This window comes from Pseudomonas anuradhapurensis, from assembly GCF_014269225.2.
Classification (GTDB): Bacteria; Pseudomonadota; Gammaproteobacteria; order Pseudomonadales; family Pseudomonadaceae; genus Aquipseudomonas; species Aquipseudomonas anuradhapurensis.
Window position 1 is genome coordinate 2890528 of record NZ_CP077097.1, and the last position, 19996, is coordinate 2910523.

General features: G+C 65.2%; 13 protein-coding genes. 5 read left to right on the forward strand and 8 right to left on the reverse strand.

What is annotated here, in order from left to right:
- Positions 1–93: 93 nt before the first annotated feature.
- Positions 94–1362: a carbohydrate porin gene (locus tag HU763_RS13390; RefSeq protein WP_186685655.1), complete on the forward strand. Its 1269-nt coding sequence runs from the start codon at positions 94–96 to the stop codon at positions 1360–1362.
- A 40-nt stretch (positions 1363–1402) separates the two neighbouring features.
- On the opposite strand, the gene argE is transcribed toward HU763_RS13390, so the two are convergent.
- Complete coding sequence (argE, locus tag HU763_RS13395) at positions 1403–2563, reverse strand: acetylornithine deacetylase (RefSeq protein WP_186685654.1); 1161 nt, start codon at positions 2561–2563, stop codon at positions 1403–1405.
- On the reverse strand, positions 2556–3233 hold the full coding sequence (locus HU763_RS13400; protein WP_186685651.1) for a DUF1028 domain-containing protein: 678 nt from the start codon (positions 3231–3233) through the stop codon (positions 2556–2558). The genes argE and HU763_RS13400 overlap by 8 nt, the downstream gene beginning before the upstream one ends.
- Positions 3234–3536: 303 nt before the next feature.
- On the opposite strand from HU763_RS13400, the gene HU763_RS13405 reads away from it, so the two are divergent.
- Both HU763_RS13405 and HU763_RS13410 read left to right on the forward strand, forming a co-directional pair.
- Positions 3537–4856: a flavin-containing monooxygenase gene (locus HU763_RS13405; RefSeq protein ID WP_186685649.1), complete on the forward strand. Its 1320-nt coding sequence runs from the start codon at positions 3537–3539 to the stop codon at positions 4854–4856.
- Positions 4856–5272 (forward strand): RidA family protein, encoded by a 417-nt coding sequence (locus HU763_RS13410; protein WP_170030230.1) that lies wholly within the window; start codon positions 4856–4858, stop codon positions 5270–5272. Before HU763_RS13405 ends, HU763_RS13410 begins: the two co-directional genes overlap by 1 nt.
- Positions 5273–5424: 152 nt before the next feature.
- Here the strand turns inward: HU763_RS13410 and pgm are convergent, their stop codons facing one another.
- A complete protein-coding gene (gene pgm / locus HU763_RS13415; RefSeq protein ID WP_186685648.1) occupies positions 5425–7062 on the reverse strand; it encodes a phosphoglucomutase (alpha-D-glucose-1,6-bisphosphate-dependent) in 1638 nt (545 codons plus the stop codon).
- A gap of 234 nt (positions 7063–7296) precedes the next feature.
- Here pgm and HU763_RS13420 point away from each other — a divergent pair, with 234 nt between their 5' ends.
- The gene (locus tag HU763_RS13420; protein ID WP_186685647.1) at positions 7297–7944 is read left to right on the forward strand and encodes a DUF1345 domain-containing protein; all 648 of its coding nucleotides are present in this window, start codon (positions 7297–7299) and stop codon (positions 7942–7944) included.
- Positions 7945–8218: 274 nt separating this feature from the next.
- The gene (locus HU763_RS13425) at positions 8219–8479 is read left to right on the forward strand and encodes a DUF1652 domain-containing protein (protein WP_170030233.1); all 261 of its coding nucleotides are present in this window, start codon (positions 8219–8221) and stop codon (positions 8477–8479) included.
- On the opposite strand, the gene HU763_RS13430 is transcribed toward HU763_RS13425, so the two are convergent.
- The 5 genes from HU763_RS13430 to HU763_RS13450 form a co-directional block, all read right to left on the reverse strand.
- Complete coding sequence (locus HU763_RS13430) at positions 8476–10566, reverse strand: putative bifunctional diguanylate cyclase/phosphodiesterase (RefSeq protein WP_186685646.1); 2091 nt, start codon at positions 10564–10566, stop codon at positions 8476–8478. The two genes, HU763_RS13425 and HU763_RS13430, sit on opposite strands and share 4 nt — an antisense overlap.
- A 101-nt stretch (positions 10567–10667) precedes the next feature.
- Complete coding sequence (locus HU763_RS13435) at positions 10668–12155, reverse strand: efflux transporter outer membrane subunit (RefSeq protein ID WP_186685645.1); 1488 nt, start codon at positions 12153–12155, stop codon at positions 10668–10670.
- Positions 12152–15259 (reverse strand): efflux RND transporter permease subunit, encoded by a 3108-nt coding sequence (locus tag HU763_RS13440; RefSeq protein ID WP_186685644.1) that lies wholly within the window; start codon positions 15257–15259, stop codon positions 12152–12154. Before HU763_RS13440 ends, HU763_RS13435 begins: the two co-directional genes overlap by 4 nt.
- Positions 15256–18354, reverse strand: a complete 3099-nt coding sequence (locus HU763_RS13445) for an MdtB/MuxB family multidrug efflux RND transporter permease subunit (RefSeq protein WP_186685643.1) — start codon at positions 18352–18354, stop codon at positions 15256–15258. Before HU763_RS13445 ends, HU763_RS13440 begins: the two co-directional genes overlap by 4 nt.
- Entirely contained in the window at positions 18351–19664 is a 1314-nt protein-coding gene (locus tag HU763_RS13450) for an MdtA/MuxA family multidrug efflux RND transporter periplasmic adaptor subunit (protein WP_186685641.1), read from the reverse strand. The genes HU763_RS13445 and HU763_RS13450 overlap by 4 nt, the downstream gene beginning before the upstream one ends.
- Between the last annotated feature and the right edge of the window lie 332 nt (positions 19665–19996).

Below are 19996 nucleotides of genomic sequence, written 5' to 3' on the forward strand. Positions count from 1 at the left end.
GCGGGCACGCCCGCTCCCACAGGGTCACCAGCTGCCCTCGTGGGAAGCGGGCTTGCTTGCGAATACCCCTGGAACACACACCGAGATTCAGTAATGCCCTGCGTAACCCGCATCACCCCCACCCTGCTGCTGGCCCTGGCCAGCACCACCGCCCTGGCCGACGCCGACCTGACTACCCGCAGCACGCTTACCGGCGACTGGGGCGGCCTGCGCCATCAGCTGGAAGCAGACGGCGTCAAGTTCACAGGCGACTACAGTGGCGAAACCGCCTACAACGCCCATGGCGGCCTGCACCGCTCGGCACGCTACTCGCAAAACCTGAAACTGGGCGTGCAGTTCGACTTGTCGAAGCTGTATGGCCTGGACAACGGCGGCAAAGTCCAGCTGACCGTCAACGATCGCCGCGGCAACAGCGCCTCGGAAGACTTGGTGGGCAACCGCCTGCCGATCCAGGAAAACTACGGTGGCCTCTACACCCGGCTGACCGAACTGAGTTACGAGCGTACCCTGTTCACCCCGGCGCTGAACGTCAAGGCCGGCTACATGGCCATGGGCAACGACCTGGGCGGCCTGGACAGCGGCATCCTGTGCAATTTCATGAACGCCGGCTTCTGCGGCCACCCGCTGAACATGTCCGGCGGCAGTGGCTGGACCAATTACCCCAATGCGCACTTGGGTGTGCGGGTGAAATACGACCTGTCGCCAGCCTGGCAACTGCGCGTGGCCGCGTTCAATGTCGACCCGCAGAGCAACGGCAACTCCAGCCGAGCCTGGCACCTGGGCCCCAAGCACACCACCGGCACCGTGGTACCGGTCGAGCTGGTGTACAAGCTGCAGGCCGAGCTGCCTGGCGAGTACAAACTGGGCTACTACTACGACAGCTCCGATGTGAAGCGCATCGACAGCAATGAGCAAGTGTCGGGCCGTGGCGGCCACTACTTGCTGGTCGACCAAGCGCTGTGGAATGACCAACGCTCGCCGGGCCGCAGCCTGCATGCCTTCGCCCAGTACTCGGCATCGAGCAAGGCCGCCTCGCCGTTCACCCGCTGGTATGGTGCCGGCGTGGTGCTGTACAAGCCGTTCAAGGGGCGCCCGAAGGATACCGTGGCGCTGGGTTATGGCCGCGCCGTGCCCAACCCGCGTAGCCGCGACGTACTGGAGGATGCCGCCTACAACGCTGGCCAGCCGTTCCCCGATATCGACAGCGCCGAGCAGCTGATCGAGCTGAGCTATGGCTACCAGGCGACACCGTGGCTGAACCTGCGCCCGGACATGCAGTACATCATCGAGCCAGGGGCATTCTCCGGGAAAGCCATCGACAACGCGCTGGTGCTTGGCCTGCAGGTCAAGGCGACCTTCTGAGGCGCATGGGCCGCTGCGCGGCCCATTCACGGCCAGCCCATCAGTGCTGCCTGAGGTAATCCACCAGCCTTGACAGCATGGCATCACAGCCCTGCAACTGTTCGACACTGACAAACTCGTCCGGTTTGTGCCCCTGCTCCATGCTCCCGGGGCCGCATACCACGGTCGGGATCCCCGCCTGGTCGAACAACCCGCCTTCGGTGCCAAACGCCACCGTACCGAACGCCTCCGAGCCGCTCAGCAACGCCACCAACTGTGCTGCCTCGCTGTCTGCCGGGGTCGCCAGCCCCGGGTAGGCACTCAACGGTTGCAGGCGTATCGCGCTGGCCGCATTGACCTTGCGCATGCGTGGTAGCAGCTCGGCCTCGGCATAGGTCTGCAACTGGTCGGCCACTGCCTGCGCGGCAAAGCCTGGCAATGCGCGTACTTCGAAATCGAACTCGCACTCTGCCGGCACGATGTTCAGCGCCCTGCCGCCCTTGATCACACCGGTCTGCACCGTGGAGAACGGCGGATCGAAGCGCGCGTCGTGATGTTCCGGCAAGGCCAGGGCCTCACCGATATCACCAAGCTTGCCGATCAGCTTCGCCGCATACTCGATGGCGTTCACCCCGTACGGCGCATAGGCCGAATGACAGGCCGCACCCTGCACCTGGCAACGCATCGCCAGCTTGCCCTTGTGCCCGAGTACCGGCTTGAGTTCGGTGGGCTCGCCAATCAGGCACAGCCGAGGCTTGTGCGGGCGCTGTTCGAGTGCAGCCAACAGCGAGCGCACACCCAAGCAGCCAACTTCCTCGTCATAGGAAAACGCCAGGTGCACCGGCAGGCGCAACGGCTGCGCGACCAACGCCGGCACAGCCGCCAGGACCGAGGCGATGAAGCCCTTCATGTCGGCCGTGCCGCGGCCATACAGGCGACCGTCGCGTTCGCTCAGGGCAAACGGTTCGACGGTCCAGGCCTGGCCGTCGACCGGTACCACATCGGTATGCCCGGACAGCACGATGCCGCCAACGTCCCTCGGCCCGATGGTAGCGAACAGGTTGGCCTTGGTGCCCTCCGGGTTATGGAACAGCTCGCTTTCAACTCCCAGCCCGGCCAGGTAATCGCGGATGAAACCGATCAGCGCCAGGTTGGAGTCCCGGCTGACCGTGGCAAAGCCGATCAGCCGGGCCAGCAGCGTGCGGCTGGCATCTTCACTCATCGCCCGGTACCCCGTAGCTTGGCGCCGCAGTCGGGTTGAGCGCACGGGTGACGTAGTCCTGCATCTGCGGCCGGTACGCCTGCCACAGGCCGTCGAGCACGCCGATCGGGTCGGCGTCGGCCCAATCCACCCGCAGGTCCACCAGCGGCCAGGTCAGTTCGCCGGCAATCTTCAACGCCGCCGAATGCACCGGCCCGGCCTCGCCACCAGCGGCCATCGCCGCCTGCATGGCCGCCAGCAAGCGATCGGCCAGATGCCCCGCAGCCTGTTCGAAAGCCTGCACCATCGACTCGATCACCTGGGGCGAGGCCAGCAGGTTGCCGGCTGCCGCGCATTGCTCACCGGCCACGGCATGGTGCGTGCCCAGGGCCTCCTTGCCGGTGAACAGGGCGACCTGGCCATGGCTGTCGATCACCGTGACCTGGCGGTATTCGCTCCAGCCATTAGCGCTCAGCACCCTGTCCAGCGCCGCGGCGGGCGGCAACTGGCCCTGTTCCAGGGCATCGAGAATCTGCGGCCCGAGCGCCGGCAAGGTGATGTTCTGCGTGGCCACTGCGCCGACGCCGGCCCGCACCCACGGGCAGCGGGCGCCCACCGCGATGCTCGACGAGCTGATGGCGATACCGACCTGCCCGGTTTCCTGACAGCGGCCGATGATGGAAAAAGTCATTTCATGGTTCCTGTTGTGCTGTGCGATACAGGGCATTCTGGGTGGAACCTTCCAGGAGGCGAAACCACCTTTTTCCGAGGCCTTGCAGAGGAAAAAACTAAGGCCAGGACAAGCCACCGGAATCCTCGCAAATGCTGCTGTACTCAGCCCTGCGGGCCTCAGAAAACGGGGCCTTCGCCGTTTTATGGGCAAGCCCAAGCTAAATACTATTTTCGCCGTTTCCACGGCATCCCTAGTCTGGCCCCAGGTAACGGCGGTCCTCCAAACCGACCTGACAAAAACCGCCTGAACAAGGGCTCGGACATGACACTGAACAATCTCGAAATCGACACCCTCGTGGTCGGCGCCGGCCAGGCCGGCGTGGCCATGAGCGAACACCTGAGCAAGCTTGGCGTGCCGCACCTGGTACTGGAGCGCAAGCGAATCGCCGAGGCCTGGCGCAGCGGCCGCTGGGACTCGCTGGTGGCCAACGGCCCGGCCTGGCACGACCGCTTCCCGGGGCTGGAATTCGCCCTCGACGCCGATGCCTTTGCCGGCAAGGACCAGGTGGCCGACTACTTCGAGCAGTACGTACGCAAGTACAACCTGCCGGTACGCACCGGCATCGAAGTGACCAAGGTAGTGCGCAACAGCGACCGCCCCGGCTTCACCATCGCAACCAATGAAGGCGTGATCCGCGCCAACCGCGTCGTCGCTGCCACCGGCCCGTTCCAGAAACCGGTGATCCCGGCCATCGCGCCGCAAGACAGCAACCTGCACCAGATCCACTCGGCGGCCTATTACAACCCCGCTCAACTGCCAGCAGGGGCTGTGCTGGTCGTGGGCGCCGGCTCCTCGGGTGTCCAGATCGCCGAGGAGCTGATGCGTGCCGGGCGCCGGGTGTACCTGTCGGTCGGTGCCCACGACCGCCCGCCACGCGCCTACCGCAACCGTGACTTCTGCTGGTGGCTGGGTGTGCTGGGTGAGTGGGATGCGGAAGTCGCCAAGCCCGGCCGCGAGCATGTGACCATTGCCGTCAGCGGTGCCCGTGGCGGCCATACCGTGGACTTCCGCGCCCTCGCCCACCAGGGCATGACCTTGGTCGGCCTGACCCAGTCGTTCGAAAACGGTGTGGCACGCTTCCAGGACAACTTGGTCGAGAACATCAACCGCGGCGACGAAAATTACCTGGCCCTGCTGGATGCCGCCGATGCCTACATCCAGCGCAACGGCCTTGACCTGCCGGAAGAGCCCGAAGCCCGCCAACGCCTGGCCGACCCGGAATGCATGCGCAACCCGCTGCTGCAACTGGACCTGGCCGAGGCCGGTGTCACCAGCATCATCTGGGCAACCGGTTACAGCGTGGATTTCAGCTGGCTGCAGGTCGACACCTTCGACGCCAACGGCAAGCCCCAACACCAGCGCGGTGTGGCTCGCGAGCCGGGCATCTACTTCCTTGGCCTGCCGTGGCTGTCGCGGCGTGGCTCATCGTTCATCTGGGGCGTTTGGCACGACGCCAAGCACGTCGCCGGCCACATCGCCACGCAACGCACCTATAGCGCCTACCGCGACCGCCAGCAACGCGCCGCGGATGAGCAGCAACACCCACCGCTCAGCAACGTCAGCACTTTCGGAGCCCACTGATGCCTACCCATACCCGCATTCGCATGTTCAACACCAAGGCCACCTACCCCAACCAGACCCTGGACAACGACCTGTGCCAGGCGGTGCGCGCCGGTAATACCATCTATGTGCGCGGGCAGGTGGGCACCGACTTCGATGGCAACCTGGTTGGCCTGGGGGACCCACGGGCGCAGGCCGAGCAGGCGATGAAAAACGTCAAGCAACTGCTTGAAGAGGCCGGCTCGGAGCTGTCGCACATCGTCAAGACCACCACCTACATCACCGACCCGCGCTTTCGCGAGCCGGTGTACAAGGAAGTGGGTAAATGGCTGAAAGGCGTGTTCCCGATTTCCACCGGGCTGGTGGTCGCCGGGTTGGCCCAGGCCGAGTGGCTGATGGAGATCGATGTGATCGCCGTGGTGCCCGACCCCGCCTGAGCGGTTTGACGCGGTCGCTTGTAGGAGCGGCCTTGCGTCGCGATGGGCTGCGCAGCAGCCCTGGCAAATGTGCATATTCGCTGAAATCCGGGGGCTGCTGCGCAGCCCATCGCGACGCAAGGCCGCTCCTACACGGATTGCACTTGCCCTGATCAGGCGATCGCGGCGTCCACCAACACCTGCGCTTCCTGCACCAGGCGCTGCAGGTGCGCCTCGTCGATGAAGCTTTCGGCGTAGATCTTGTAGATGTCCTCGGTGCCCGACGGCCGCGCGGCGAACCAGCCATTGGCGGTCATCACCTTCAGCCCGCCAATCGCCTGGCCATTGCCCGGCGCGTGGCTGAGGATTTGCACGATCGGCTCTCCGGCCAGTTCGGTCGACTTCACCTGCTCTGGTGCCAGCTTGCTCAGCAGCGCCTTCTGCCGGGCATCGGCCTTGGCTTCGACCCGCGTAGCAAACGGCTTGCCCAGCGCCGCAGTGAGGTCGGCGTAGGCCTGGCTCGGGTTGCGCCCGGTGCGGGCGGTCATCTCGGCAGCCAGCAAGGCCGGGATCAGGCCGTCCTTGTCGGTGGCCCAGACCGAGCCATCGCGGCGCAGGAACGAAGCCCCTGCACTCTCCTCGCCACCAAAGCCGAGCGTCCCGTCGAACAGCCCTTGGGCGAAGAACTTGAAGCCCACCGGCACCTCGTACAACTCGCGGCCCAGGCGCTGGGTAACGCGGTCGATCAGGCCGCTGGACACCACGGTCTTGCCCACTGCCGCGTCACTGCGCCATTGCGGGCGGTGGCGGTACAGGTAGTCGATGGCCACGGCCAGGTAGTTGTTGGGCTGCAGCAGGCCATCCGGGGTGACGATGCCGTGGCGGTCATGGTCCGGGTCGCAGGCGAACGCCACGTCGAAGCGCTCGCGCAGGCCGATCAGGCCTTGCATGGCGTACGGCGACGACGGGTCCATGCGGATCTGGCCGTCCCAGTCGACGGTCATGAAGCGGAAGGTCGGGTCGACCTCGGTATTCACCACTTCCAGGTCCAGCTGGTAGCGCTCGGCAATCGCCGACCAGTAGCGCACCCCGGCCCCGCCCAGCGGGTCGACACCCAGGCGCAGCTTGGCGCCACGGATGACCTCGAAGTCGATGACATTTTCCAGGTCGGCCACGTAGTTGCTGACGTAGTCGTGACGCTGGGTAGTGGCGGCCTGCAGCGCCTGGGCATGCGCCATGCGCTTGACCCCCGCCAGGTTCGCCGCCAGCAGTTCGTTGGCCTTGGCTTCGATCCACTTGGTCACATCGCTGTCGGCCGGGCCGCCATTGGGTGGGTTGTACTTGAAGCCACCGCTCTGTGGCGGGTTGTGCGACGGGGTGATGACGATGCCATCGGCCAGGCCCTGCACGCGGCCACGGTTATGGCAGAGGATGGCGTGGGACACGGCCGGGGTCGGCGTGTACTCGTCGTCCTTGGACAGCATCACCTGCACGCCGTTGGCCGCCAGCACTTCCAGGGCGCTGGCGGTAGCCGGTGCCGACAGGGCGTGGGTATCGGCGCCGATGAACAGCGGGCCGTCGATGCCCTTCTCCTGGCGATACAGGCAGATGGCCTGGGTGATGGCCAGGACGTGGTATTCGTTGAAGCTCAACTCAAGTGAAGTGCCCCGGTGCCCCGAGGTGCCGAAGGCCACCCGCTGGGCCGCCACGGCAGCATCGGGGCGGCCGGTGTAGTAGGCGGTGAGCAGTCGTGGAATATCGACCAGCACGCTGGCCGGAGCCGGCTTGCCTGCCAAAGGACTGAGCGTCATGCAAAAACCTCGAGTTCAACGAATGGTGGGGATGTTGGGATTGGAGCATGCAGTGTACTGAGAGTTGCAATGCCGTGCGATGGGCGACATCAAAGAAACACCCGACCACGCCGCCCGACGATTGCGCCCACCCTGTGCGAGCGGGCATGCTCGCGCACAATGGACCGGGGCGTGCCGCTCGTCTCTGTCATGACCATCCAGAGTAGTAGCCACACCCTTTGCCAGCGAGGCCACATGGCTTTCCACCGCCTGACCCACACCCACCCGCGCCTGACTGTCGCCACCCTGGCCGGCCTGCTCGGCGCCTGGCTGATTCCTGCAGACGACACCGTTCAGCGCATCCTTGCCGGCTGGAACCTGGGTGTATGGCTTTACCTGCTGCTGGTGTTCTACCTGACCTGGAATGCCAACCCGGACAAGGTGCGCAAGGTTGCCCGGGTCGAAGATGAAAACGCCGGCCTGGTCTTGCTCACCGTGTGCATCGCCGCGATAGCCAGCCTCGCTGCAGTCACCTTGCAACTGGTCTCCAGTCGCGGCCTGCAAGGCACCGCACAGGCGCTGCACTACCTTTATACCGGCCTGACCGTGGCCGGCTCGTGGTTGCTGATCGGCTGCATCTTCAGCCTGCATTACGCTCGGCTGTTCTACACCGCGCAACAACATGAGCCGCCGCTGCGTTTCGCCGACGGCGAGCGCAACCCGGATTACTGGGACTTCCACTACTTCTCGTTCACCATCAGCATCGCGGTGCAAACCTCGGACGTCGGCGTCGCCGGGCGCGGCTTACGCAGGGTGGTGCTGGCCCATTCAGTGGTCGGGTTCGTGTTCAATACCGCCATCCTCGGCTTCACCATCAACATCGCCGCAGGGCTGCTGGGCTGAGCGCACCATTCGTCTGAAAAAGCGCCGACCGAACCACGTGACGAATGACGGCAAACAGCGGGGTAAGTGCGGCCATCCGGCGAGGAAAACGTTTGCAAGAAGGCGCCTCGCTGGCTGGCGTGGCGCACAAAGATGTGACCGCCATCATGCATTAGTACTTTTGTCGCATTCGCCAGCGAGAATAGCGCGTGACAGGTGCTATGGTTACCTTCCCGGCGGCCACAGCGAGGTGGCCACCCGCTCACCACGTCCGGGTACGGACAAGGAGGCTGGCATGAACAAAATGACGTTCCCCAACGCCTGCCAGGTGATGCGCTGGCATTTCCACCCACTGGGCTTCGAAGCCAGCATGGATGCGCCACGCAGCATGGTCGCGCGGCTGTTCGACCGCGCCACCGGCGAAACCCTGCTGGCGATTGCCGGCATCCCCTGTGCGGCGATCATGGCCGCGGCGGACGTAGAACGTATCATCGAAGCCGTCGAAGCGGAAATGGACGCCTTCATCCCCGCCATCCCCCTGCGCGATGCGGTCTAACCAACTGCCGTAGTGCTCTCGCGCATGGCCTGCAACTTGCCCATGAACTGCTCGGCCGGCACCGGCTGGCCCAGCAGGTAACCTTGCAGCGAATCACAACCCAGGCGGGTCAGGAAGGCCTGCTGCTTGTCGGTTTCCACCCCTTCGGCAACGATCCGCAGGCCCAGTGCCTGGCCCAACGCCACGATTGCCGAAACGATCGCCGCATCGTCGCTGTCCTGCTCCAGGTCGCGGACGAACCCGCGGTCGATCTTCAGCTCGTTGGCCGGCAGGCGCTTGAGATACATCAGGCTGGAATAACCGGTACCAAAGTCATCGATGGACAGGTCCACGCCCATGTCGGACAGGCGCTGCAGCACCGTCAGACTGGCATCGGCGTCGTGCATGGCGGTGGTTTCGGTAATTTCCAGGGTCAGGCAGTTGGCTGGCAGGCCGGTCTGCTGCAACGCCCGGGCCACGCTCTCGACCAACCCGGCATGGCAGAACTGGATGGCTGACAGGTTCACGGCCATGCGCCAGTACTGATACCCCTGGTCCAGCCACTGACGCATCTGCCGGCAGGCCTCGATCAACACCCACTCACCGATAGGGATGATCAGGCCGGTCTTTTCCGCCAGCCCAATGAAGCGATCGGGCAGCAGCAGGCCCTGCTGCGGATGTTCCCAACGCAACAAGGCCTCGGCGCCGATCGGCTGGCAAGCCTGGGCGTCGAACTTGGGCTGGTAGTGCAGGCGGAACTGGCGCAGCTCCAGCGCCTGGCGCAAGTCCTGCAGCAGTTGCAGTTGCTGGCGGGCGTTGCTGTTCATCGACACGTCGAAGAAGCTGTAGCCGTTCTTGCCGGCGCTCTTGACGTGGTACATGGCGGCGTCGGCATTGCGCAGCAACTCGTGCTGGTCCTGGCCGTTACCCGGGTACAGGACGATGCCCAGGCTCGCCGACAGCTGCAGGTCATGCTCGGCCACGCGGAACGGCCGCGATACCAGGTTGACCTGCTTCACCGCCACGTCCACGGCATCGTTCGGCTCCTGCAATTCCACCAACAACACGAATTCGTCACCGCCAATGCGCGCCAGCGTGTCCTGGCTGTGCAGATGACCGCGCAGGCGGGCCGCAACGGCCTTGAGCAGCAGATCGCCGATGTGGTGGCCGAAGGCATCGTTGACCGGCTTGAAACCGTCCAGGTCGATGAACATCAAGGCAAAGCAACCGCCCTGCTCCGCGACCTTGGCGATGGCCTGTTCGATGCGGTCGGCCAGCAGGGTACGGTTGGGCAGGTCGGTGAGGGTGTCGTGCAGGGCCAGCTGGGTGAGTTCCTGGTTGGCCAGGGTCAGCGAACGGGCCAGCTCGGCGGTGCGCGCTTCGAGGCGGGCATCCAGCACCGAGGTGAGCAAGGCCACGGCCAGCACCGCCAGGGTGGTGATCAGCACCAGGTAGACCAGGCCATCGCCCTGCAAGCCGCCACCCGCCAGCGCGCCGCAAAAGCTGCCTTCGGGGAAATTCGCCGCGGCCATGCCGGTGTAGTGCATACCGACGATGGCAATCCCCATCACTACCGCCGCCACACCACGGATCTGCCGGACGTAGGGCGTGTGCGTACGCAGGCGGAAGGCAATCCACAAGGCCGCTGCCGAGGCGCCCACGGCGATCAGCAACGAGGCGCCGAACAGGCTCGGGTCATAGTCGATGCCTGGCAGCATGCGCAGCGCCGCCATGCCGGTGTAGTGCATGCAGGCAATGCCGGCCCCCATCACCAGCGCACCGAAGCCCAGCTGCAGCACCGGCAGGCTCGGCTGGCTGACCAGCCACAGGGCAAAACCCGAAGACATTACCGCAATCAGCAGCGAAAACGCCGTCAGGCCCAGGTCATAGCCCAGCTCGACAGGCAGGCTGAAGGCGAGCATGCCGATGAAATGCATCGACCACACACCGATGCCCATGGCCAGTGCGCCACCCCCCATCCACAGCAACGCCGCCCGGCCCTTTGCCGTGGCGATGCGACCGGTCAGGTCAAGGGCGGTATAGGACGCCAGAATCGCCACGCACAGCGAAATCAACACCAGCGAAGAGGAGTAGCTACCGGTCAGCATTGGAAGGTACCAGCGACGGGCCAGGCCCGGAAAAAGCTGACGATTGTACTCAAGCTTAGGCGAAACGCACGGGGTTTTTGCGCCCGGCGAACGCCAGCAGATCAGTCCTGCCTGGCGAACGCCTGCCCGGCGTCCCAGCCCCCGCCCAACGCGGCAATCAGTTGCACGCTGGCCACCAGACGCCCTTGCAGCAGGTTCAACACACTGCGCTCGTTGCTCAATGCCGTGGTCTGCACATTCACTACATCCAGGTAGCCGATCAGCCCAGCGCGGTACTGGTTCTCGGTCAGGCGCAGCGACTCGCGAGCAGCATCCAGCGCTTCCTGGCGCACCACCGCTTCATCGCCATACACCTTCAACTGCACCAGCAGGTTCTCCACTTCCTTGAAGCCATCGAGCACGGTCTGGCGGTATTGCGCCACGGTCTGGTCATACACCGCCACGGTGCGGTCCACCTCGGCGCTGCGCTTGCCGGCGTCGAACAGGGTCAGCGCCAACTGCGGGCCCACCGACCAGTAGCGGTTGGGCAGCTCGATCCAATTGTTGAAGCTGCTGCTGGAATAGCCACCACTCATGCTCAGGCTGAGGTCGGGGAAATATGCCGCGCGCGCCACACCGATGTTGGCGTTGGCAGCCATCACATTGCGTTCGGCGGCGGCGATGTCCGGGCGCCGCTCGAGCAACTGCGAAGGCAGGGACACCGGTATCTGCGGCAGCGCCGGTATGCTCTTGCTGTCGGCCAGGGCAAACTCGGCCGGCGTCTTGCCCAGCAACACGGCGATGGCGTTCTCGAATTGCGCGCGCTGCCAGGCCAGGTCGATCAGGTCGGCCTGGGTGGTTTTCAGCTGGGTACGCGCCTGGGCCACCGCATCCGGGCCGGCAACGCCCGCGCGGTACTGGTTCTGGTTCATCCGCAGCGAACGTTCATAGGCGGCCACGGTGGCTTCCAGCAGGCGCTTCTGCTCATCGATCACCCGCAGTTGCAGGTAGTTCTGCACCAGTTCCGACTGTTGGCTGAGGCGGATCGAGGCCAGGTCGGCCAGGCTGGCTTCGGCACTGGCCTGGTTGGCATCGAGGGTCTCGCGCAGCTTGCCCCACAGGTCGATTTCCCAGCTGACGCCGAGCTGGGCGTTATAGGTGTTGCGAATGCCGCTGCTGTTGTTGGACAGGCTCGAACTGGAGCTGCCGGTGCCTTGGGCCGAGCGGTTCTTGCCGACACTCAGGTCGAGGCTGGGGAACAGTGCCGCGCGGCTGCTGCGCACCAGCGCCTGGGCCTGGCGATACTGGGCCTCGGATTGCGCCACCGTCTGGTTGCTGCGGTTCAGTTCCTCGACCAGCGCATTGAGCCCGGCATCGCCGTAGATCTCCCACCAGGCCCCGCGGGCGATGGCATCGGACGGCGTGGCCTGGGTCCAGCCTTCGGCGTGCTTGAACTGCGCCGTGCCGCTCATCTCGGGGCGGTGGTAATCCGGGCTCAGGGTGCAGGCACTGAGCAAGGCCACGCACAACCCGGCACCGAGCAGGCGTGAGCCACGCGCGCGCGCCAGCACTTGCAGGGTTCGGTGAAGCGGGGTCTGGGCAAAAGTCATAGCGGGGTATCCAGGGCGGCGTCGCTGCGCACGCCGCGCCAACGATTGAAACGGTGACGCAGGCGGTCCAGGTACAAGTACACCACCGGCGTCGTGTAAAGGGTGAGGACCTGGCTGAACACCAGCCCTCCGATAATGGTCAGGCCCAGCGGCTGGCGCATTTCCGCGCCTTCGGCGCGGCTCAGCAGCAGCGGCAAGGCACCGAGGATGGCCGCCAGGGTGGTCATCAGGATCGGCCGCAGGCGCAGCAGGCAGGCACGGCGGATCGACGCCTCCGGGGACAGGCCCTGGTGACGTTCCAGTTGCAAGGCCAGGTCGATCATCAGGATCGCGTTCTTCTTCACCACGCCAATCAGCAGGAACAGGCCCAGTAGCGAGATCAGGCTGAACTCACCACCCGTGACGTACAGCGCCAGCAAGGCGCCGACGCCAGCCGAGGGCAGTGTCGACAGGATGGTCAGCGGGTGAATGTAGCTTTCGTAGAGGATACCCAGCACCAGATACACCAGCACCAGCGCGCCCAGGATCATCAGCGGCTGGCCTTGCTGGGTCGTGGCAAAGGCGTCGGCACTGCCACCGAGCCTGGCAATCACTTCCTCCGGCAGGCCCAGCTTGGCCACTGCGCGCTCCAGCGCCGCCATGGCCTGGTCGGGGCTGTAGCCTTCGGCGATGTCGAAGGCGATGCTTTCGGCCGCGAATTGCCCTTCATGGCTGACCCGGTCGTTGGCCAGGCTGTTCTGGTAATGGGCGATGGTCGACAGGGGCACGCGGGCGCCGTCGGCGGTGATTACCTGCACCTGCTCCAGCGTGCTCGGGTCCCAGGCGTATTTCGGGTTGATCTCCAGCACCACCTGGTACTGGTTGAGGCTGTCGTAGATGGTGGAGATCTGCCGTTGGCTGTAGGCGTTGTTCAGCACCGTGGTGACCATGTCCATGTCGATCCCCAGGCGCTTGGCCTGGTCACGGTCGACCACCAGGGTCACCTGCTGGGTCCCGGCTCCGTCGCGGGCATCGATGGCGGTCAGCTGCGGCAGCGCACGCAGTGCCGCGACCACTTTCGGGAACCATTCGCGCAACGCCGCCAGGTCGCCACTCTGCAAGGTGTACAGGTACTGCGACGAGGTCTGGTCACGGCCGCCGCCGCCCAGTTGCAGGTCCTGGTCGGCCATCAGGAACAGGCGCCCGCCTGGCACCTTGGGCATCTCTTTGCGCAGACGTTCGATCACCTTCTGCGCATCGAGCTTGCGCTCGTGGATCGGTTTCAGGCGCACCAGCACGAAGGCGTTGTTCGTGCCACTGTTGCCACCTATGAAACCGGCAACGCTCTGCACTGCCGGGTCGGCCAGCAAGGCGCGGCGGTAGGTTTCCATTTTCGGCTGCATCACGCCGAACGACAGGCCGTCATCGCCGCGGATGAAGCCTATCAGCTGGCCGGTGTCCTGCTGCGGCATCAGCGTCTTGGGCACGACCACGTACAGGGCGATGTTGAGGCCGATGGTGGCCAGCAGGCTGATCAGGGTCAGGCGCTTGTGGCGCAAGGCCCAGCCAAGGCTGCGGTCATAGGCATCGACCATGCGCTGGTGCAGCTTGTCGCTCCAGCGCTGCAGGCGGCTCTGCTCGGTCCGGTGTGGCTGCAGCCAGCGGGCGCAGAGCATCGGCGTGAGGGTCAGCGATACCACCAGCGACACGATGATCGCCGCCGCCAGGGTGATGGAGAATTCCTGGAACAGGTTGCGCACGATGCCGCCCATGAACAGGATCGACACGAATACCGCCACCAGCGAGACGTTCATCGACAGCAGCGTAAAGCCCACTTCCCGGGCCCCGAGGTAGGCTGCCTTCATCGGCGGCTGGCCGTCCTCGATATGCCGGGAGATGTTTTCCAGCACCACGATGGCATCGTCCACCACCAGCCCGGTGGCCAGGATCAGCGCCATCAGCGACAGGTTATTGAGCGAGAAGCCACACAGGTACATGACCGCGAAGGTCCCCACCAGCGACACCGGCACGGCCAGGCTGGGGATCAGCGAGGCGCGCAGGCTGCCGAGGAACAGGTAGACCACCAGGATCACCAGCACCACGGCAATCAGCAAGGTGTGCTCGGCCTCCTTCAGGGTAGCTTTGATCACCGGCGAGCGGTCCATCGCCACGTTGAGTTGCACGCTGGCCGGCAGCAGCGACTGCAGGGCTGGCAGTTGCGCCTTGATCTGGTCCACGGTTTCGATGATGTTGGCGCCGCTCTGGCGGTTGACCACCAGCAGTACCGCACTCTGGTCATTGAAGAATCCGCTGTTGTAGCGGTTCTCGACGCCATCGGTGATGGTCGCCACATCGGCCAGGCGCAGGATGGTGCCGTTCTGCTGGCGGATCACCACCGGCTCGTAGTCCCTGGCGCTTTCCAGCTGGTCGTTGGCCCGCACCTGCCAGTTACGCTCGGCATCCTCGACAAAGCCCATGGGCCGGCGCTGGTTGGCGTTGGATACCGCCGTGCGTACCTCGTCCAGCGACACGCCGTACTGGTTGAGCAGTTGCGGTTCCACAGCAATCCGCACCGCCGGCAGCGAACTGCCGCCGATCTGCACCTCCCCTACCCCCGGCACCTGTGCCAGGCTTTGCGCCAGGATGGTATCCGCCAGGTCGTACAACTGGCCTTTCTGCAGCACCTGCGAGGTCAGCGACAACACCATGATCGGCGCTTGCGACGGGTTGATCTTCTTGTAGGTGGGCATGCTGCGCATGCCGCTGGGCAACAGGTTGCGGGTGGCGTTGATCGCGGCCTGCACCTCGCGCGCTGCACCGTCGATGTCGCGGCCCATCTCGAAGCCGATGATCACCCGCGTGGAGCCCTGGTTGGAGCTGCTGGTCAGGGTGGTCACACCGGCGATGCTGCCCAGCTTGCGCTCCAGCGGCGTGGCCACGGTGGAGGCCATCACCTCGGGGCTGGCGCCAGGCAGGTTGGCCGATACCACGATCACCGGGAAATCCATCTGCGGCAACGGTGCCACCGGCAGCAGGCCGAAGCTGACCCCGCCCAGCAGCATGATCGCCAGGCTCAGCAGCATGGTTGCCACCGGGCGACGGATGAACGGGCCGGACAGGTTCATGCCTGGGCCTGCGTGGCATCGGTGGCCGGGCGCCAGCGACGGGCCAGGCGGTCGAAGTACAGGTAGATGACCGGGGTGGTGAACAGCGTCAGCACCTGGCTGACCAGCAACCCGCCGACCATCACCAGGCCCAGCGGCTGGCGCAGCTCGGCACCGGAACCGGTGGCGAACATCAGCGGCACGGCGCCGAACAGCGCAGCCAGGGTGGTCATCAGGATTGGCCGGAAGCGCAACAGTGCCGCCTGGTAGATCGCATCGCGTGGGCTCATGCCCTGCTGGCGCTCGGCCTCAAGGGCAAAGTCGATCATCATGATCGCGTTCTTCTTGACGATGCCGATCAGCAGGATGATGCCGATGATGGCGATCATGCCCAGGTCATTGCCGCTGATGAGCAACGCCAGCAAGGCCCCGACCGCTGCCGACGGCAGCGTGGAGAGGATGGTCACCGGGTGGATGTAGCTTTCGTACAGCACGCCCAGCACGATGTACATGGTCACCACCGCCGCCAGGATCAGCAGCAAGGTGCTCGACAGCGACGCCTGGAAGGCCTCGGCGGCACCCTGGAAGCGGGTCTGCACGCCCAGCGGCATGCCGATGTCTTGTTGTACCTGCTCGATCACCTGCACCGCTTCGCCCAGCGACGCCCCGTGAGCCAGGTTGAACGACAGGGTCACTGCCGGGAACTGGCCGATATGGGAAATGGCCAACTGGGCCTGGCGCTGCTCGATCCGAGCCAGCGCCGACAGGCGCACCTGGCCGCCATCGGCGGCCTTGACGTGGACCGACTCCAGCGCCTGCGGGCCGATGACCGCGGCGTCTTTCGACTGCAGCACCACACGGTACTGGCTGGCCTGGGTGTAGATGGTGGAAATCTGCCGCTGGCCGAACGCGTCGTACAAGGCGTTGGTGATCTGCGACACGCTGATTCCCAGGCGGCTTGCCATGTCGCGGTCAATGACCAGGTAGACCTGCAAGCCCTTGTCCTGCAGGTCACTGGCCACATCGGCCAGTTCCGGGCGTTGCTGCAGCGCCTGCACCAGCTTGCCGCTCCACTGCGCCAGCAGGTCGGCATCCGGTGACGACAGGCTGAACTGGTACTGGGTACGGCTGACCCGATCCTCGATGCTCAGGTCCTGCACCGGCTGCATGAACAGGCGGATCCCCACCAGGCGATCGAGTTGCGGCTGCAGGCGGCTGATCACTTCGCTGGCGCTGACATCGCGCTCGCCATGCGGCTTGAGGTTGATCAGCAGGCGGCCACTGTTGAGCGTGGCGTTGTCGCCATCGACGCCGATGTAGGACGACAGGCTCTGCACCGCCGGGTCCTGCAGGATCACCTTGCTCAAGGCCTGCTGGCGCTCGCTCATGGCGGCGAACGAGGTGGCCTGCGGCGCCTCGGAAATGCCCTGGATCACCCCGGTGTCCTGCACCGGGAAGAAACCCTTGGGCACCACCATGTACAGGAACACGGTGAGCGCCAGGCTGGCCACGGCCACCAGCAAGGTCAGCGGCTGGTGCCTCAGTACCCACTGCAAGGCACTGCCGTAGTGCCTGATCAACCAGTCGATCCAGGCACCACTGGCGCGGTAGAAACGGCCCTGCTCTGCGGGCTCGGGCTCACGCTTGAGCAGGCGCGCGCACATCATCGGCGTGAGGGTCAGCGACACCACCAGGGAAATCAGGATGGCCACCGCCAGGGTGATGGCGAACTCGCGGAACAGGCGGCCGACCACATCGGCCATGAACAGCAGCGGAATCAGTACCGCAATCAGCGAGAAGGTCAGCGAAACCAGGGTGAAGCCGATCTGCCGGGCGCCCTTGAGCGCCGCCTGCATCGGTGTCTCGCCCTCCTCGATGTGCCGGGAGATGTTCTCCAGCATGACGATGGCGTCGTCGACCACGAAGCCGGTGGCGATGGTCAGCGCCATCAGCGTCAGGTTGTTGACCGAGAAGCCGGCCAGGTACATCACGCCGAAGGTTCCGATCAGCGACAGCGGCACGGCAATCGACGGGATGATGGTGGCGCTGAAACGGCGCAGGAAGACAAAGGTGACCATCACCACCAGGGCGATGGCCAGCAGCAACTCGTGCTGCACGTCCTTGACCGCGGCACGGATGGTCTGGGTGCGGTCGGTCAACACCGAGACGTCGAGGCCGGCCGGCAGGTTGTCGGTGATCGATGGCAACAGGTCCTTGATCCGGTCGACCACTTCGATGACGTTGGCGCCCGGCTGGCGCTGGATGTTCAGCAGCGCCGCATGGTTGTCATTGGCCCAGGCGGCCAGGCGCTCGTTCTCCGCGCCATCGACGATTTCGGCCACGTCCTTCAGGCGCAGCGGCGCCCCGTTGTTGTAGGCCAGGATCAGGTTCGCGTATTCCTCGGGCGAGCGCAGCTGGTCGTTGGCATCGAGCATCGATACGCGGGTCGGCCCGTCGAAGTTGCCCTTGGGCTGGTTGACGTTGGAGGCGCCGACCAGGGTGCGCACGTCATCCAGGTTCAGGCCGTTGGCAGCCAGGGCATCGACATTGACCTTGATCCGCACCGCCTGGCGCTGACCACCGGCGATGCTGACCATGCCCACGCCACTGATCTGCGCGAGCTTCTGCGCCACGCGGGTGTCGACCAGGTCGTTGAGCTTGGGCAACGGCATGGTCTTGCTGGAAATGGCCAGGGTCAGCACCGGCGTGTCGGCCGGGTTGACCTTGTTGTACACCGGTGGCGCCGGCAGGTCGCTGGGCAACAGGTTGCTGGCGGCATTGATCGCGGCCTGCACCTGCTGTTCGGCAACGTCCATGTTCATGTCGAGGTTGAAGCGCAGGGTCAGCACTGAGGCGCCGCCGGAGCTGGTCGAGGCCATCTGTTCCAGGCCCGGCATCTGCCCGAACTGGCGCTCCAGCGGTGCAGTGACGGCGCTGGTCATGACCTGCGGGCTGGCGCCGGGGTACAGGGTCATGACCCGGATGGTCGGGTAATCCACCTGCGGCAAGGCGGAAACCGGCAGCAGCTTGTAGGCGATCAGGCCGGCCAGGACGATGGCCAGCATGCTCAGCGTGGTGGCGACCGGGCGCAGGATGAACAGGCGCGAGAGGTTCATGCGCCGGCCTTGCCTGCTGCCTGACCGGGCTGGGCTTCACCGGTCTGCGCCGAGCCCTTGGCCTCCTGCCCCTGCAGCTGCTGGCCGGGGCTGGTCGGCACTTGCGAGCTGTCTTCGACCACTTCCACCTTGGTGCCTTCGCGCAGCCGGTCGGTGCCTTCCAGCACCAGGCGCTCACCGGCCTTGAGGCCTTCGAGGATGACGCTGTGCTCGCCGTCGCTGGCCCCCACCTTGAGCTTGCGCACGTTCACCGTGCTCTGCTCGTTGACCACGTAGGCGAAGGTGCCATCGTTGCCGAACTGGATGGCTGCCGCCGGGGCCAAGGTCACCTGCCTGAGGGTGTCGGCGAGCAGGCGCACGTTGACGAACTGGTTGGGGAACAGGGCCAGGTCCTTGTTCTCGAAGCGGCCCTTGAACTTGAGGGTGCCAGTGGTGGTGTCGATCTGGTTGTCGATGCTGCCCAGCACGCCGGTGGACTGCAGTTTGCTGTCGCTGCGGTCCCAGGCCTCGACCGGCAGGCTGGCGCCGCTGCGGTAGCGCTCCAGCACCGTGCTCAGCTCGGTTTCCGGCAGGGTGAAGGCGACGCTGATCGGTTCGGTCTGGGTGATCACCACCAGCGCGGTGGTGTCGTTGGCCGCCACCAGGTTGCCCAGGTCGAGCTGGCGCAGGCCCACGCGGCCGTTGATCGGCGCACGGATCTGGGTGAACTCGAGGTTCAGGCGGGCGTCGTTGACCTGCGCCTGGTTGGTCTTGACCAGCCCCTGGAACTGCGCCACCTGCGCTTCGGCAGTGTCGAGGGTCTGCTTGGCGATACTGTCCTCGGCGTACAGGCCTTTATAGCGGGCCAGATCAACCTGGGCGTTCTTCAGCTGCGCCTGGTTCTGCGCCAGGGTGCCTTCGGCCTGTTGCAGGGCGATGCGGTAGGGGCGCGGGTCGATCTCGGCGAGCAGGTCGCCGGCCTTGACCTGCTGGCCTTCCTTGAAGTGGATCTTCACCAGCTCGCCGGCCACGCGGCTGCGCACGTTCACCGTATTGGTCGCGGTAACCGTGCCCAGGGCCTTGTAGTACAGCGGGAAATCGCCCACCCGCACCGGCTCGACACGCACCGGTACCGGGTCGCTGGAGCCGCCGAAGCCCGGGCGGCCGCCCATCATGCCCATGCCCGCGCCCTTGCCGGCGCGCCCGCCACTGCTGTCCTTGTGCGCAGGCGTCGCTGCCGGCCACAGCCACCAGGCCAGGGCAGCCACCAGCAGCAGGATCAGCAGGCCGACGAGCCAGCGACGGGGGGAACGGGAATTGGGCGCTTGCATGGGTTGAACGAACCTTGTTCGGAATGACGACTTGGGGAGGATGAACGATAAGCACTGGCATCGTTTTAGCAAAGCGCCTTTACCAGAGGTTTACCTTTGCCTGACGTTGCCAAGGGGTTGAACTTTAAATGAAAACGGCCCGGAACGCGTTCCGGGCCGTTTACAGGGTGTTACTTGGAGCGGTGGCGGGCTGAAAGGTTTCGGTTGCCTATGCCGGCCCCTTCGCGGGTAAACCCGCTCCCACAGGGATATCACAGCTTTTGAAACCTGTGCCGTACCTGTGGGAGCGGGTTTACCCGCGAAGAGGCCGGTACAGGACTCAGCCGACCTAC